We start from the raw sequence: 16,077 nt of genomic DNA on the forward strand, positions 1-16,077 counted from the left end.
GATGACCTTGCCCCCGCGCCGGGTCTCCGGCCCGAAACAGCGGCCTGGCGACGGTCTCGTCCGGCGCCCCTGACAGAATGCAGGAGCGTCCTGTGACAGTTGTGAGGAGACCCCGTGATCCGTACCCATGAAGCCGGCACCCTTCGCGCGAGCGACGCCGGCACGACGGTGACGCTCGCCGGGTGGGTGGCCCGCCGGCGCGACCACGGCGGCGTCATCTTCGTCGACCTGCGTGACGCCTCGGGCGTGGTCCAGGTGGTCTTCCGCGAGGAGGACGCGCACGCCCTGCGCAACGAGTTCTGCGTGCTCGTGGTGGGCGAGGTGTCCGCGCGGCCCGAGGGCAACGCCAACCCGGAACTGGCCACCGGCGAGATCGAGGTGGTGGCGTCGCAGCTCACCGTCCTCTCCGAGGCGGCCCCGCTGCCGCTGCCGGTCGACGACGCGATCACCGCCTCCGACGACCTGCGCCTGAAGTACCGCTATCTCGACCTGCGGCGCTCCGGCCCGGCCAAGGCGCTGCGGCTGCGCAGCCGGGCCAACCAGATCGCCCGCGAGGTGCTGCACGCCCGCGACTTCAACGAGATCGAGACGCCGACCCTGACCCGGTCGACTCCCGAGGGCGCCCGTGACTTCCTGGTTCCCGTACGCCTTCAGCCCGGCACCTGGTATGCCCTGCCCCAGTCGCCCCAGCTGTTCAAGCAGCTGCTGATGGTGGCGGGCATGGAGCGGTATTACCAGATCGCCCGCTGCTACCGCGACGAGGACTTCCGCGCCGACCGGCAGCCCGAGTTCACCCAGCTCGACATCGAGATGTCGTTCGTCACGCAGGACGACATCATCGCGCTCGGCGAGGAGATCGTCTCCCGCCTGTGGAGCGAGCTGGCCGACTACCAGGTGCAGCTGCCGATCCCGCGCATCACCTGGACCGACGCGATGAACCGCTACGGCTCCGACAAGCCCGACCTGCGCTACGGCCTCGAGCTCAACGAGCTCACCGGCTATCTGGCCGGCACCGAGTTCCGGGTGTTCGCCGGGGCCATCGCGGCCGGCGGCTACGTCGGCGCGGTCGTCATGCCGGGCGGCGCGTCGCAGACCCGCAAGGAACTCGACGGCTGGCAGGACTGGGCCAAGGCGCGCGGCGCCCGCGGCCTGGCCTACGTCGTGCTCGACGCCGAGACCGGCGAGCCCCGCGGCCCGGTCGCCAAGAACCTCTCGGCCGAGCACCTCGGCGGCCTGGCCGACCAGGTCGGGGCCAAGCCGGGCGACGCGATCTTCTTCGCCGCCGCCAACGAGCGCCGCGAGGCGCAGGAGCTGCTCGGCGCGGCCCGCATCGAGATCGCCAAGCGGGCCGGCCTGATCGACGAGTCGGCCTGGGCGTTCTGCTGGGTCGTCGACGCCCCCATGTTCGAAAAGACAGACGACGGCGGCTGGACGGCGGTCCACCACCCCTTCACCTCGCCCAACAACGAGTGGGTCGACCGCTTCGAGGAGGCGCCCGACCAGGCGCTGGCCTACGCGTACGACATCGTCGTCAACGGCAACGAGATCGGCGGCGGCAGCGTCCGTATCCACCGCGGCGACGTGCAGAGCCGGGTCTTCGACCTGCTGGGCATCTCGCCCGAGGAGGCCCAGGACAAGTTCGGCTTCCTGCTCGAGGCGTTCAAGTACGGCCCGCCCCCGCACGCGGGCATCGCGCTCGGCTGGGACCGCACCTGCATGCTGCTCTCCGGCAACGACTCGATCCGCGAGGTCATCGCCTTCCCCAAGACCCGGGGCGGCTTCGACCCGCTGACCACGGCGCCCACGCCGATCACCGCGCAGCAGCGGCTCGAGGCGGGCATCGACGCCAAGCCCAAGCCGGCGGCCGGCACACCGGGCACCGACGGTCAGGCTGTTCCCGTGGAGCGCTCAAACTGATCTGATCGAGCCATGAGCACACTCATCGTCGGCGCGTCCGGTTTCCTAGGCTCCGAATTGACCCGTCAGGCGATGGCCACCGACCACGCGGTGGTGGGCACAGCCACCACCGCGTCCGGCGGGTTGGTGCCGGTCGACATCACCGATCGCAAGTCGGTGCGTGCGCTCATCTCGGCCGTACGCCCGAAGCTCGTCATCAACAGCGCCCGCGGCGACTGGCGGGTGTCGGCCGACGGCGCGGCCACAGTGGCCGCCGAGGCCGCCGCGGTGGGGGCCCGGCTGGTGCACGTCTCGACCGACGCGCTGCACGCCGGGCGGCCGACCCCGTACACCGAGGACGACGCCCCCACCCCGGTCAGCCTGTACGGCGCGGCCAAGGCGGCGGCCGAGACGGCGGTGACCGCGATCGACCCGTCCGCGGTGGTCGTGCGCACCTCGCTGATCTACGGCAGTGACCGCGGTCAGGCCGAGTCGATGGTGCTCGCCCTGCTCAACGGCCGGGGCCGGGGCTTCCTGTTCACCGACGAGATCCGCTGCCCGGTCCACGTGCAGGACCTCGCGGCGGCCCTGCTCGAACTGGCCGACTCGCGCTTCTCCGGCATCCTCAACGTGGCCGGGCCCGAGGCGGTCTCGCGGGCCCGCTTCGGCCGCCTGATCGCCCGCGCGCACGGCCTCGACGACACCCGGCTGCCGACCGGGCTCAGCAGCGAGGCCGGTCTCGGGCCGCGGCCACTCGACGTCCGGCTCGACACGTCGCTGGCCCGCTCGGTCCTGCGTACCCGGCTCCGGCCCGTCTCCGAAACCGTGTAAAAGCCTGGCCGCCACCACATGTGAGACTGGCGTCGTGGAGCCGACCATCACCGAACTGGACGAGCGGCCGTACGTGGGCCGCCGCGAGACCATCACGATGACCCAGTTCGCGCGGGTCGCCGATCACCTGCCGTCCATGGTGGCCCGGCTCGGCGAACGCGGAGTGCCCGTGGCGGGCCCGCCGTTCTTCCGCTATCGGGTGATCGACATGTCGGCCGACCTGGTGGTCGAGGCGGGCATCCCGATCACCGGGCCGGTCGAGGTCGCGCCGCCGATGTTCGTCGAGTCGCTGCCCGCGGGCCGCTACGCCACGGTCAGCCATGTCGGCCACCCGGACGAGCTGATGGCGGTGACCGCGCGGCTGCTCGACTGGGCCCGCGACCGGGGACTGCAGTTCGACATGCAGCCCACCCCGACCGGCGAGGTGTGGGGCTGCCGCCTCGAGGTCCTGATGACCAACCCGGCCGAGCAGCCCGACATGCACAAGTGGCGTACCGACCTGTTCTTCAAACTGGCCGGCTGACTAGTTCGGTCCTCAGCCTAGTTTGGACGAAACAGCCTCCTGGGTAACTGACGTGGCAGAGCTCTCACCCCCGGAGGACATAAATGCTTGCCATCGCCGCCGCCGTCGTTTTCGGTATCTGGCTCCTGCTCGACCTGCTCGACACCAACCTCGGCGCCCCCGACCTCTTCAACTTCCCGACCATGGCCTCGCTCGGCCTCCTGCTGCTCTCGCTCTACCTCGCGGGCATCGGCAGCGGCCCGCGCGGCACCGGCTCCGGCAACAGCTCGGGCCGGCGCTTCTACGGCCGTCGCCCCGGCCGCGGCTGACCCGGTCGCCGACAGTCCTTCCCCCTCGAGCCACCGGCGGCCCCGCACGGCACGGCTCGAAACCCGGCCCGCCGAACGTGCTTCCGAGCACGTGCCGGCGGGCCGGTCCCGTTGCGGCAGGCTGCTTCGGCGGGCGCCTGCCGGCGGCCGGACCGGTTGGGGCCGGGCTGCTTCCGCGGGCGCCTACCGGCGGGCCGGTACTGTTTTCCCCGATGTCTGACGATGGGCTTTTCTCTGTGGCGCAGCCCGGTGGCACGCCGCCCCCGGGGCCGACCGGTGGCTTCTCCGCCCCGGCGGCCGACTCGCCGCTGCCGGTCCGGATGCGGCCCGTCTCGCTCGACGAGCTGGTCGGCCAGGAACACCTGCTCGCTCCGGGCGCGCCGCTGCGTCAACTGGTCACCGGGGCGAGCCCGATGTCGGTGATCCTGTGGGGCCCGCCCGGCACCGGCAAGACCACGATCGCCCACCTGGTCGCGGGCGCCACCAACCGCAAGTTCGTCGCCATGTCGGCGCTGTCGGCGGGCGTCAAGGACGTGCGCGCGGTGATCGACACGGCACGTCGCGAGCGCCGCTACGGCGGGGCGCCCACGGTCCTGTTCATCGACGAGGTCCACCGCTTCAGCAAGACCCAGCAGGACTCGCTGCTGGCCGCGGTCGAGGACCGGACGGTCACGCTGCTCGCGGCGACCACCGAGAACCCGTACTTCTCGATCATCTCGCCGCTGCTGTCCCGCTGCGTGCTGCTCACCCTGCGCGCGCTCGACGACGACGACGTCCGCGGCCTGCTGCGCCGCGCGGTCACCGACGAGCGCGGGCTGGGCGGTCAGGTCACGCTTTCCGGCGAGGCCGAGGAGCATCTCGTACGCCTGGCGTCCGGCGACGTGCGCAAGGCGCTCACCGCCCTCGAGGCCGCGGCGGGTTCGGCCGTGGCCCAGGGCGTCAAAGAGATCGACCTCGCCACCGCGGAGAAGGCGGTCGACGTGGCCGCCGTGCGCTACGACCGCGACGGCGACGCCCACTACGACGTGACCAGCGCGTTCATCAAGAGCATGCGGGGCAGCGACCCCGACGCGGCGCTGCACTGGCTGGCCCGCATGCTGGTCGCCGGCGAGGACCCGCGGTTCATCGCCCGGCGCATCGTGATCTTCGCCAGCGAGGACGTCGGCATGGCCGACCCGCAGGCGCTGCTGGTGGCCACGGCCGCGGCCCAGGCCGTCCAGCTGATCGGGCTGCCCGAGGCCGGGCTCAACCTGGCCCAGGCCGTGCTGCACATGGCCACGGCCCCCAAATCCAACAGCGCCACCACCGCGATCGGCGCGGCGATGGCCGACGTGCGGGCGGGCCGGGGCGGAGCGGTGCCGTCGGCCCTGCGGGACGCCCACTATCCCGGCGCGCGGGGGCTCGGGCACGGTCGTGGTTATCGCTATCCGCACGACGACCCCCGTGGGGTGGTAACTCAGCAGTATCTGCCCGACGATCTGGCCGACGCGGAGTATTACCAGCCGACCGACCATGGCGCCGAACGGGCGATCGGGGAGCGGGTTCCCCGGCTGCGGCGCATTGTGCGTGGTCGCGCGGCTACGTCGCGTACGGGGGACGCCTCGGTTGCCGGTGCCAGCCGTCCGGCCGGTGGCGACGAGGGACGTTCTGCTGCGAACATCACACCGGGAAAAACCGATCCCCCCGTCGGTGCTGATCCGGAGCCGCGCGGGGCCGCATCGACGGCCGCCGCTGACTCCGGGGATGCCGCTGATGGGAGCGTGCCCACAGGCCGGGCTGGTAGTCTCGCCCGTCCGACCGAGACCTCAGGGCAGGCCGGGACGGCGACAGACGACAGCGGCCCAGCAGCCGGAGAGGAACAGCCGTGACCCCGCGCGGTGCCGATCGGCCCGACGACGACGCTGACCTGCGCAACGAGCAGGCCGGCGGGCGCAAGGGACGCCGATTCGGCCGCGGCCGTCCGGAGCCGATCGAGGAAGAGCCGATCGGCCAGGAGGAAACGGGCTGGCTGGACGACCTCCGCTCGGCCAAGCAGCAAAGGTCGGCGATCGGCCCCGGCACCCTCGCCGGCGAGACCCGCTACAGCAAGTCCGGCCGTGTCGCCCCCGGCCCCGACGACACCCCCGACGAAGACCTGCCCACCCCCGGCTGGCAGTCCGACAGCGGCGAATTCCCCGCGGCCGACCAGCGCCCCGGCGCCGTCCCGCCGGGTCCCGGTCAGCGTTCGGGCGCCGTGCCACCGTCGGTTCCGCAGGGTCGTTCCGGCGCTGTGCCGCCCGCTGGTCCGCAGGGCCCCGGTCAGCGTTCGGCTGCTGTTCCGCCGCAGGGTCCTGGTCAGCGTTCGGCTGCTGTTCCGCCGCAGGGTCCTGGTCAGCGTTCGGCTGCCCTCCCGCCGCAGGATCCCGGCCAGGGCTCCGGGGTTGTTCCGCAGGGGCCCGGCCATTCCTCGCGGGGCCGCATCCCCGGTGCCCGCGCCGCCGCCCCCGCCCCTCCGGGCCGCGCCGGCGTGCCGCCACAGGCCGGCGCCCCCGCACCAGGTGTCCCACCGCAGGGCTTCCCTCCCCAGGGCGTCTCGCCTCAGGAGCTCACTCCGCCGGGCGGCCAGCCGTATGGCGCCCCCGCCCCGAGCGGCCGCGATCAGGGCGGTGCTCAGCCCGGCCAGCCGTACGGCGGTGGCGCTGAGCCCGGCCAGCCGTACGGCGGTGGCGCTGAGCCCGGCCAGCCGTACGGCGGTGGCGCTGAGCCCGGCCAGCAGTACCGCGGTGGCGCTGAACCCGGCCAGCAGTACGGCGGTGGTCCTCAGCCCGGCCAGCGGTTCGGCGGTGGTACTCAGCCCGGTCAGCCGTATGGCGGTGCCACTGAGCCCGGTCAGCCGTATGGCGGTGGGGTTGAGCCCGGCCAGCCGTACGGCGGTCCGGCTCAGGGCGGTCAGCCCTACGGAAGCCCGGCTCAGCCCGGCCAGCCGTATGGCGGTCCGGCCGGGCGCGCGGCGGCACCGGCCCGGCACAACGCCGAGCCCCGCACGCCTGACGCGGGCCCGGCTGTCCCGCTCTCGGGCAATGCCCCCGAGCTGCCCTCCGTTCGACCGGTGTCCCCGGCGTCCCGACCGGTTTCCCCTGGCGGCCCGACCCGGGGCCGTGATCGCTTCCGCTCCGACGGCCAGCCTTCGAGCCGCCCGGTCTCCGGACCCGGCCGCCCGGTCTCCGGCGCGCCGGGCAGCTCCGGCTTCGCTGAGCCCGGTGACGGTCCTTCCGCGCCGGGCGGGTCCGGCTTCGGCGGTCCCGGTGCCGGACGGCCGGTGTCGGGCGGGCCCGGCGACCCGAACTTCCGCGGTGCCGGCGCGAGTCGGCCGATCTCCGGCGGTGCCGGCTTCGGTGGCCCCGATGCCGGGCGACCCGCGCCGACCGGGCCGGATGATGCCGGCTTCGGTCCTCCTGGTGCCGGACGTCCGGTTTCCGGTGGGCGAGGCGGTGCGGGCTTTGGTGGACGCGGGGCGGCGCCGGGCCAGTATGACGGCGCCGGACGGCCGGTATCCGGCGTGCCTGGACAGGCCGGGCCGGGGGCGGCGTTTCCTGGTGGCGGACCGGGCTATCCCGGCCCGGACGGGCCCGGGCAGAGCACCGGGCGGCACGGCCGAAGCGGGGACGACGCGCCGGGTGAGCGCACCGGGCGGCACGGCAGTCCCGAGCCGGCAGAGCACAGCCGCCGGCCCGGGCGTGGAAACGTGCCCGCTCAGGGCGGCCCGAGGCCGGGCGACTCCGAGCCGGGCAGCCACAGCCAGAACATCCCTCGACATGGCGATCCCAGTCATGGCGTCCCTCAGGGCGGACCGGCCGGACCGGGCCGCGGTGGGCCGCCGAGCGCAGCGCCGCAGTCGGGCCCGGGAGTTCCGGGCCGCGACGCGCCGCAGGGTGCTCGAGGAGCCGCCGGCCGCGATGGCGTGCAGGACGGCCCTGGTGTCGCCGGGCGCGATGGCGTGCGCGGTGGTTCCGATGTGACCGGGCGCGGTGGTCCCGATGCGGCTAGGCGCGACGGTACCCAAGGCGGCCCGGGAGTTGCGGGCCGTGGCGGGCCGGGTGTTTCCGGGCGCGGCGGGCCGGCGGGCGGGCCTCAAGGACATCAGCAGGGTCCGCAGGGCGGTCGCGGGGCCGGCATGTCCGGACATACCGGTAGTTTCCCGGCGGCCACTCCGTCGGGCGCCGGGCCGGTGCGGGCCGCGGCCGTTGTGCCCCCGGTGGTGCCGGGGCGTGAGGGTGTGCGGACCCCGGCCGTTCCGGGGCGGGCCGGAGCCATGGCCGGGCAGACCTCTGGAGTGATTCCGCGGCCCGGTGACGGCTCCGGGCGGGTCATGCCGCGCGGAGGACAGCCGGGTCAGCCAGGGCCGAACCAGCCGCAAGGGCGGGGACGCGCCGGGATGGGTGCCGTTCCGGCCGGGCAGGTCTCGCCGCCGACCGGGCCGGTGTCGCCGGGACAACCCGCACTTCCAGGGCAACCCGCACTCCCAGGACAACCCACACTTCCAGGACAGCACGGACAGCCGGGTCAGCAGGCACAGCCGGGTCAGCACGGACAGCCGGGACAGTACGGGCAGCCGGGGCAGGTCCCACAGGCGGGACAGTCCCCACAGGCATTGCGGCCGGGACAGCCGCCGCAGACCGTCTACGGCCGTCCGCCGGCCGGGCCGGTCTCGCCGGGGCCGAACGTCTACGGCCAGCCGCCGCAGGGCCAGCCGGCCCAGGGCCAGACCCCGGGCGAGTACGGCCAGCTTTCCCGCGCCCACAGCGTGCCGCGGCCGGCGCAGGTCGATGCCGATCAGGTGCCGGGGGAGTACGGGCAGCTTTCGCGGGCCCAGGCCGTCCCGGGGCAGCCGCAGCTCGAACCGGGCCACTCGACCGGTGCCGTAGGCGGCCGGGGCGAACGTGGCCGGGGCGAACACGGGCGGAACCCGAACCCGGCCGGCGGCCGCGGTCCGGGCGCCGGTCCCGGACAGACCAGCGACGGCCCGGCCCGGGGAGCCGCCGGCGCCGCGGTGGTCGGCGGCATCGCCGGAGCGGCAGCAGCCGGTGGAGCCGCCGCAGCCAGCGGAGCAGCCCAGGTCAGCGGCTCGGCTTCGGTTGGCGCGGCCCCGGTGCGCGGCGCTCGCGGGCCCGTTCCGCTCGACGATGTGAACAACAGCGCGCCGGTGCGCGGTGGCCACAGGTCTACGAGCCTGGACGACGCGGACAATGCCGCGCCCGTACGTGGTGGGCGCGGACCGGCCGGCCCGGACGACCAGGGCGGTGCTGCCCCGGTTCGGGGCGGTCGCCGGTCTACGAGCCTGGATGACGCGGACAGCGGCGCGCACAGTGCCGCGTCCCTGCGCGGTGGTCCGGACGGCGGCGCGTCCCATAGTGGTCCGGACGGTGGCGCGCCGGTTCGTGGGGCCGCGAGCCTGGCCGACGTGGACGGCCCGCGTGGTGCGGCGTCCGTGCGGGCTGCCCGTGGGGCCGCGAGCCTCGCCGACGCGGACGGCGGAGCGGGCGGTCGTGGGCCGGCGGCGCCGGAAGACAGCGTGCGTGCCGCGGCCGCCGCGCCGGTTCGGGGCGCCGCGGGGGCCGCGAAGGTGGGGGCGGCCAAGGCGCGAGCCTCCGCGCCGGGGCGGGTCGTGGTCGAGACCGGGGGTGGGCCGCTGCCGAGTGGGGGCGGCTCGCCGGTGATCGGGGCCAAGGCGGCCGCGGCGAGGGCCGTGGCGGCTCAGGACGGCGGTGACGAGCGCGCGAGCTCCGGTGGCCTCAACGGCCTCCGGGAGCAGCTGCGGACCCAGCGCAGGCTGCGGGTCGTCACGCTGGTCTCGCTGGCCGTCGTGGTGCTAGTGGTGCTGCCGGCTTTCTTCGGGCTGCGGAACGCCTCCAGCGACCCCGTGTTCGGCTCGCTCGACTCGCTGAACGTGCCCTCGTGGGCCGAGCAGAAGGTCGACGACCAGAGCAGCGGCAGCCATTGGTGCTTCGAGGAGTGCACGTTCCGGGAGCGCACCGCCGAGTCCGAGAAGTCTTTCAAGGAGACGACCGCGGCCTACACCTCGGCCCTGACCGCCGCCGGGTGGCAGCCGTGGAAGGTCGTCGACTGCCCGGAGCAGCCGGTCAACCCGGCCGAGAGCACCTACAGCTGCTGGAAGCGGGACGAGTTCACACTGGACCTGCGGGTGAGCCCGCCGGACTGCAAGATCGACCAGGTGACGGCCAACGACCCGGCTCTCGCGGGCTCGGCGGCTCCGACCGCGCCGGCTCAGGGCACGTGCACCGGCTCGGCCGTCAGCATCAAGGTGCAGAACGCGATCGTCGACACCCGCGGCAAGCCGGACACCGAGAAGAGCCCGTTCACGGGGGAGACCCCGGACCCGGTGATCACCGATGATCCGCTCTTGGAGCCGACACCCACGGCGTCGTGACGCGGGCTGTGGTCACGGACGGTAGGGTCTGCACGTTGACCGCCCACCCGTGACCTTGTAAGGGAGACGCGCCTGATGGACGCCGGAGAAATCGCAGGCCTGATCGCGGCGGGCGCCTTTCTGATGCTCGTCATCGTGCTCGCCGTGCCGATCCTCAAATTGGGCCGCACGGTCGACGCCGCGACGCGAGCGATCAATGACGTGACCGATCGCACCGGCCCGCTGCTGACGGATGTCAACGAGACCGTCCGCGGCGTCAACACCACGCTCGGCCAGGTGCAGGTCTCTTTGGACGGTGTGAACGTCCAGCTCGGCAAGGTCGACACGATCACCGAGCACGCCGCGCACGTGACCGCCAACGTGGCCAACCTGTCCACCGTCGTCGCCGCCGCCGCGGCCAACCCGCTGGTCAAGGTGGCCTCTTTCGGGTACGGCCTGCGCAAGACCGTCCAGGCCCGTCGCAACGCCGATGAGGCTCGCGAGGTGCGCGAGACCATGAAGCAGCGCCGCAAGGCTGCCCGCCGCTAATCGTTGTAGAAGGGAACCACCCGCCATGAAGCGGCTGCTCTGGCTGGGCGTCGGCCTCGCCGTCGGCGCCATCGTCGTTCGCAAGCTCACCCAGAAGGCGAACGAGTTCACCCCTACCGGCATCGCCACCTCGCTGTCGCAATCCGCTGGCGGCCTGGTCGAGTCGATGCGTAGCTTCGTGGATGACGTGCGCATCAACGCGGCCGAACGCGAGCAACAGATCAACAAGGCGTTCGCCGAGGGTGAGCTGTACGTCTACGAGGACGAGGACGGCCAGGACGGCCAGGAGGGGAACCGATGAAGACGGCGGAGATCAAGCGGCGCTATCTGGCGCATTTCGAGGCCAACGGGCACACGGTCGTGCCGAGTGCCCCGCTGCCCGCTATCGACGACCCCAACCTGCTGTTCATCAACGCCGGCATGGTGCAGTTCGTGCCGTACTTCCTGGGTCAGCGCACCCCGGCGTTCAAGCGCGCGGTGAGCGTGCAGAAGTGCATCCGCACGCCCGACATCGACGAGGTCGGCAAGACCTCGCGGCACGGCACGTTCTTCCAGATGAACGGCAACTTCTCGTTCGGCGACTACTTCAAAGAGGGCGCGATCAAGCTCGCCTGGGAGCTGTCGACCAACCCCGTCGAGCAGGGCGGTTTCGGGCTCGACCCGGAGCGCATCTGGCCGACCGTCTATCTCGACGACGACGAGGCGTACGGGTATTGGAAGGCGATCGGGGTCCCCGAGTCGCGGATCGTGCGCCGCGGCAAGAAGGACAACTACTGGTCGATGGGCATCCCGGGCCCGGCCGGTCCGTGCTCCGAGCTGTTCTACGACCGCGGCCCCGAGTACGGCAAGGACGGCGGCCCCGAGGTCGACGAGGACCGGTTCATGGAGTTCTGGAACCTGGTCTTCATGCAGTACGAGATCGCCGATGTGAAGTCGAAGTCGGAGTTCCGGGTCGTCGGTGACCTGCCCAAGCAGAACATCGACACCGGCATGGGCCTGGAGCGCGTCGCGTCGATCCTGCAGGGCGTCGACAACCTCTACGAGATCGACGAGGTGCGGCCGATCCTGGCCCGCGCGGCCGAGATGACCGGCAAGAAGTACGGCTCGAAGTCGGGGCACGTCGCGGGCGAGTCGCACCCCGACGACGTCCGGCTGCGGGTCATCGCCGACCACGTGCGCACCGCGCTGATGCTGATCGGCGACGGTGTCACGCCCAGCAACGAGGGCCGCGGCTACGTGCTGCGCCGGATCATGCGGCGCGCGATCCGGGCGATCCGCCTGCTCGGCTGGCAGGCGCCGGCTCTGCCCGAGCTGCTGCCGGTGGCGCGCGACTGCATGTCGCCGTCGTATCCCGAGCTGGCCGAGGAGTTCGGCCGGATCTCCACGTACGCGTACGCCGAGGAGGACGCGTTCCTCTCCACGCTGCGGGCGGGCACGACGATCCTCGACACCGCGCTCAGCGACACGCGGGCCAAGGGCGGCAAGGCGCTCAGCGGCGACCAGGCGTTCCAGCTGCACGACACGTACGGCTTCCCGATCGACCTGACCCTGGAGATCGCGCAGGAGCAGGGCCTCGAGGTCGACCAGGACGGTTTCCGCCGTCTGATGGCCGATCAGCGGGCCCGCGCGAAGGCGGACGCGGCCGCGCGCAAGACGGGCCATGCCGACCTGTCGGCGTACCGGAACGCTCTCGATCTGGGTGGCCCCGTCGAGTTCACCGGTTATCAGGAGGTCACGCGCGAGTCGCGGGTCCGCTCGCTGATCGGCAACGGCGGCCCGCTCGAGGTCGCGGGCGAGGGTGACTTCGTCGAGCTGGTGCTCGACACGACCCCGTTCTATGCCGAGGGCGGCGGCCAGCAGGCCGACACCGGTCTGATCAAGGTCGGCGGCGGTCAGCTCGAGGTCGTTGACGTGCAGCAGCCGCTGCCGGGCCTGATCGTGCACAAGGCGCGGGTGATCCGCGGCGAGGTGCGTACGGGCGAATCGGCCGAGGCCGAGATCGACGTGACCCGGCGCAAGGCGATCTCGCGCTCGCACACGGCGACCCACCTGATCCACCAGACGATGCGCGCGTTCCTGGGCGAGTCGGCGACCCAGGCGGGCTCGCTCAACGCGCCGGGCCGGCTGCGGTTCGACTTCAACACGCCGGGGGCCGTCTCGCCCGCGGTGCTCAACGATGTCGAACAGCAGGTCAACGAGGTGCTGCTGCGAGACCTGGAAGTCCACGCGTTCATCACCTCGCAGGAGGAAGCGCGCCGGCTGGGTGCGATGGCGCTGTTCGGTGAGAAGTACGGCGATGAGGTCCGTGTGGTTGAAGTCGGCGACTACGCGCGTGAGCTTTGTGGCGGCACGCACGTGGCCCGCTCGGGTCAGCTGGGCCTGGTGAAGATCCTCAACGAGCAGTCGATCGGTTCCGGCGTACGCCGTGTGGAGGCGCTGGTCGGCATCGACGCGTTCGGCTTCCTGGCCAAGGAGCACCTGCTGGTGTCCCGCCTGGCCGAGCTGTTCCGGGTGCCGGGCGACCAGGTCGCCGACCGGGTCGAGCAGACGGTGACCGCGCTGCGCGACGCCGAGAAGGAGCTCGAGAAGATGCGCGCCCAGATGGTGCTGGGCGGCGCGGGCACGCTCGCGGCCCAGGCCCGGGACGTGCGCGGGGTGGCCTTCGTCGGCACCGAGGCTCCCGAGGGCGCGGCCGGCAACGACGTGCGTACGCTGGCGCAGGAAATCCGCGGCAAGATCGACGCTGCTCGTCCCGCGGTCGTCGCGGTGGCGGCCCGGGCGAACGGAAAGGCGTCGCTGATCGTTGCTCTCAACGGAGCGGCGAAGGCGCGCGGGCTCTCCGCGGCCGATCTGGTCAAGGGCGCGCTGTCCGGCCGGGGTGGCGGCAACGCCGACCTGGCGCAGGGCGGCGGGGTTCCGGCCGACCAGGTGCCGTCGCTTCTGGCCGCGGTGGAGAAGGCGGTGGGCGACACCGCGGGCTGACGAATATGGCCGCCTTAAGTCCGCTTTAGGGGCGGTGGTCAGGGCGGTTGGACGGGGGAGGGTGGCCGGATGAGCGCACTTTCGCGGGGTAGGCGACTGGGCGTCGATGTCGGTAAGGTGCGCGTCGGGGTTGCGATCAGTGACCCTGACGGGATCCTGGCCACCCCCCTGGTCACGGTCTCCCGTGACATGGGTGCGGCAGCCGATGCCGTGCCTGGCGACATAGCTGAGCTCGTCCGCCTCGTGGGGGAACACGAGGTGGTGCAGATCGTGGTGGGGCTCCCGGTGCGGTTGAACGGCGCCGAGGGACCTGCCGCCATCGACATTCGTGCGTACGTGGACCGACTGGCGGCTTCGGCCGGCGAGGTTCCGGTCGTTCTTACGGACGAGAGGATGTCGACGGTGGTCGCAACCCGTAGGCTTGCCGAGCGTGGCGTCCGAGGGAAGCGCCAGCGGGCGGTCGTCGACCAGGCGGCCGCGGTGGAGATCCTGCAGAGCTGGCTGGACGCGCAGCGGAGGCAGAGATGATCGACGAGCTTGATCTGGCGTTCGACGAGCACGCCGACAAGACGAAACCCCGGCATCGGCGGGGTCGCGGCGGCAAGAAGAGCACCGGCAAGTCCGGCATCGCCTTCGTCATGGCATTTGTCCTGCTTGCCGCGCTCGGTGGTGGTGTCTACTTCGGCTACAACAAGGTCAAGGGCTTCTTCACGGCCGCCGACTACGACGGCACCGGTGGCGAGGCCATCCAGGTGACGATCGAGAAGAACGCGACGCTCACCGCGATCGGCAACACGCTCGTCGACGTGGACGTGGTCAAGAGCACCAAGGCCTTCGTGAACGCGGCGGATGCGAATCCCAAGGGCAAGAACATCCAGTCCGGCACGTACAACCTGAAGAAGCAGATGTCGGCCGAAAGCGCCGTGACCCTGCTTCTCGACCCCAAGGCGCGGGTCACCAAGGGCATCACCTTCCGTGAGGGCCTGACGATGATGCAGACGTTCGCTCTGCTCTCGAAGGCCACGAAGATCCCGGAAGACGACTTCGTCAAGGCGTCCAAGGACCCCGTGGGGCTGGGCGTGCCCGACTTCTGGTTCAACCGGCGCGACGGCAAGCAGGCCAAGAAGACGGTCGAGGGCTTCCTCTTCCCGGACACGTACGAGTTCGACCCCAAGATGGACGCCGAGGCGATCCTCAAGGTCATGATCCAGCGGTTCCTCGACACGGCCCAGGAAATCGGCTTCGTCGACAACGTGCAGAAGAACCTCTCGGTCTCGCCGTTCGAGGCGCTGATCGTCGCGTCGCTGGCCGAGGCCGAGTCCGGCGTGCCCAAGGATCTGTCCAAGATCGCCCGAGTCGCCTACAACCGTACGTACAAGCAGAAACCGGCCATGCCGCTGCAGTTCGACGTGACCGCGAACTACTGGCTCCAGCTCAAGGGCAGCGCGGCCAAGCACTCCGGCCAGCTCACGCCGCAGGAGCTGAACGACCCGAAGAACCCGTACAACTCGGTGAGCCAGTCGGGTCTGACACCCGGCCCGATCGACAACCCGGGCAAGGCCGCGCTCGAGGGCGCGATGAAGCCGGCCTCCGGTCCGTGGCTGTTCTTCGTGGCCGTCGACAAGGCGGGCAACTCGGCGTTCGCCGTCACCGACGCCGAACACGAGAACAACATCGACAAGGCGTGCGCGAACGGCATCAACCTGAACTGCGCGAACAGGAAGTAGCCTGTTCGGCGTGACCGCGACCCTGACCCGCCGCGCCGCCGTGTGCGGCCGGCCGATCGCCCACTCGCTGTCGCCGGTGATCCACAATGCCGGCTTCGCCGCGGCGGGCCTCTCCGGCTGGGCCTATTCGTCCTTCGAGTGCGCCGAGTCCGACCTGGCCGCGCTGGTCGGCGGTCTCGGCCCCGAGTGGGCCGGGTTGTCGCTGACCATGCCGCTCAAGGAAGAGGCTCTGCGCCTGGCCGCGGTGGCCACTCCGGTCGCGGTGGCGACGGGTGCGGCCAACACTCTCGTACGCCGGGAGGACGGCACCTGGCAGGCCGACAACACCGACGTGGCCGGCATGGTGCGCGTGCTCGGCGACGCCGGGCTCAAGCCCGCCCCCACGGTGACCGTGCTTGGCGGTGGGGGCACGGCTCGCGCTGCCCTGGCCGCGGCCGCTCAGCTGGGCGCGTCGGCCGTCACGGTGGTGACCCGCCGCCCGTCGGCCCGCGAGGAACTGATGCCCGCGGCCCAGGCGCTCGGCCTGGCCATCCTGGGCACCACGTGGGATCTGGCGAGCACCGCCTTCGAGGCCGATGCCGTGATCTCGACAGTGCCCAAGGGCGCCGCCGACCACCTGGCCGGCGATGTGCCCTGGCGTGCGGGGACGGTGCTCTTCGACGCGATCTACGACCCCTGGCCGACACCCCTCGCCGCCGACGCGCGGGCACACGGCGTACCGGTGCTGTCCGGTCTTGATCTTTTGCTGGCTCAGGCGCTGAGTCAGTTCGAGCAGTTCACCGGGGTCACCCCGGCTCCGGAAGAGGCGATGCGGGTGGCTCTGTTCGCCGCGGCGGCAGCCCGTTAGCGGCCGGT

At 72.2% G+C, this 16,077-nt stretch carries 12 protein-coding genes; all 12 read left to right on the plus strand.

Features of this window, described 5'->3' with window-relative positions:
- Positions 1–114: 114 nt before the first annotated feature.
- Positions 115–1,917 carry an aspartate--tRNA ligase gene (aspS, locus tag ACZ3I4_RS13970; protein ID WP_465382269.1) on the plus strand — a complete coding sequence of 601 codons (1,803 nt, stop codon included), beginning with the start codon at positions 115–117 and terminating at the stop codon, positions 1,915–1,917.
- Positions 1,918–1,929: 12 nt separating this feature from the next.
- Entirely contained in the window at positions 1,930–2,727 is a 798-nt protein-coding gene (locus ACZ3I4_RS13975; protein ID WP_465382270.1) for an SDR family oxidoreductase, read from the plus strand.
- Between the two features lie 34 nt (positions 2,728–2,761).
- Positions 2,762–3,250, plus strand: coding sequence for a GyrI-like domain-containing protein (locus ACZ3I4_RS13980; protein WP_465382271.1), 489 nt, complete (start codon positions 2,762–2,764; stop codon positions 3,248–3,250).
- Positions 3,251–3,333: 83 nt separating this feature from the next.
- Positions 3,334–3,558, plus strand: coding sequence for a hypothetical protein (locus tag ACZ3I4_RS13985; RefSeq protein ID WP_465382272.1), 225 nt, complete (start codon positions 3,334–3,336; stop codon positions 3,556–3,558).
- Between the two features lie 212 nt (positions 3,559–3,770).
- Positions 3,771–5,426: a replication-associated recombination protein A gene (locus ACZ3I4_RS13990; RefSeq protein ID WP_465382273.1), complete on the plus strand. Its 1,656-nt coding sequence runs from the start codon at positions 3,771–3,773 to the stop codon at positions 5,424–5,426.
- A 2,762-nt stretch (positions 5,427–8,188) separates the two neighbouring features.
- Complete coding sequence (locus ACZ3I4_RS13995; protein WP_465382274.1) at positions 8,189–9,985, plus strand: hypothetical protein; 1,797 nt, start codon at positions 8,189–8,191, stop codon at positions 9,983–9,985.
- Positions 9,986–10,060: 75 nt separating this feature from the next.
- Complete coding sequence (locus tag ACZ3I4_RS14000) at positions 10,061–10,513, plus strand: DUF948 domain-containing protein (RefSeq protein WP_465382275.1); 453 nt, start codon at positions 10,061–10,063, stop codon at positions 10,511–10,513.
- A 25-nt stretch (positions 10,514–10,538) separates the two neighbouring features.
- Positions 10,539–10,814, plus strand: coding sequence for a hypothetical protein (locus ACZ3I4_RS14005; RefSeq protein WP_465382276.1), 276 nt, complete (start codon positions 10,539–10,541; stop codon positions 10,812–10,814).
- Positions 10,811–13,495, plus strand: a complete 2,685-nt coding sequence (gene alaS, locus ACZ3I4_RS14010) for an alanine--tRNA ligase (protein WP_465382277.1) — start codon at positions 10,811–10,813, stop codon at positions 13,493–13,495. The genes ACZ3I4_RS14005 and alaS overlap by 4 nt, the downstream gene beginning before the upstream one ends.
- A gap of 69 nt (positions 13,496–13,564) precedes the next feature.
- Positions 13,565–14,023, plus strand: a complete 459-nt coding sequence (ruvX, locus tag ACZ3I4_RS14015; protein ID WP_465382278.1) for a Holliday junction resolvase RuvX — start codon at positions 13,565–13,567, stop codon at positions 14,021–14,023.
- On the plus strand, positions 14,020–15,222 hold the full coding sequence (gene mltG / locus ACZ3I4_RS14020; protein WP_465382279.1) for an endolytic transglycosylase MltG: 1,203 nt from the start codon (positions 14,020–14,022) through the stop codon (positions 15,220–15,222). The genes ruvX and mltG overlap by 4 nt, the downstream gene beginning before the upstream one ends.
- Positions 15,223–15,232: 10 nt before the next feature.
- Entirely contained in the window at positions 15,233–16,069 is an 837-nt protein-coding gene (locus ACZ3I4_RS14025; RefSeq protein ID WP_465382280.1) for a shikimate dehydrogenase, read from the plus strand.
- Positions 16,070–16,077: the final 8 nt, after the last annotated feature.

The organism is Actinoplanes sp. NPDC021490 (assembly GCF_055562135.1).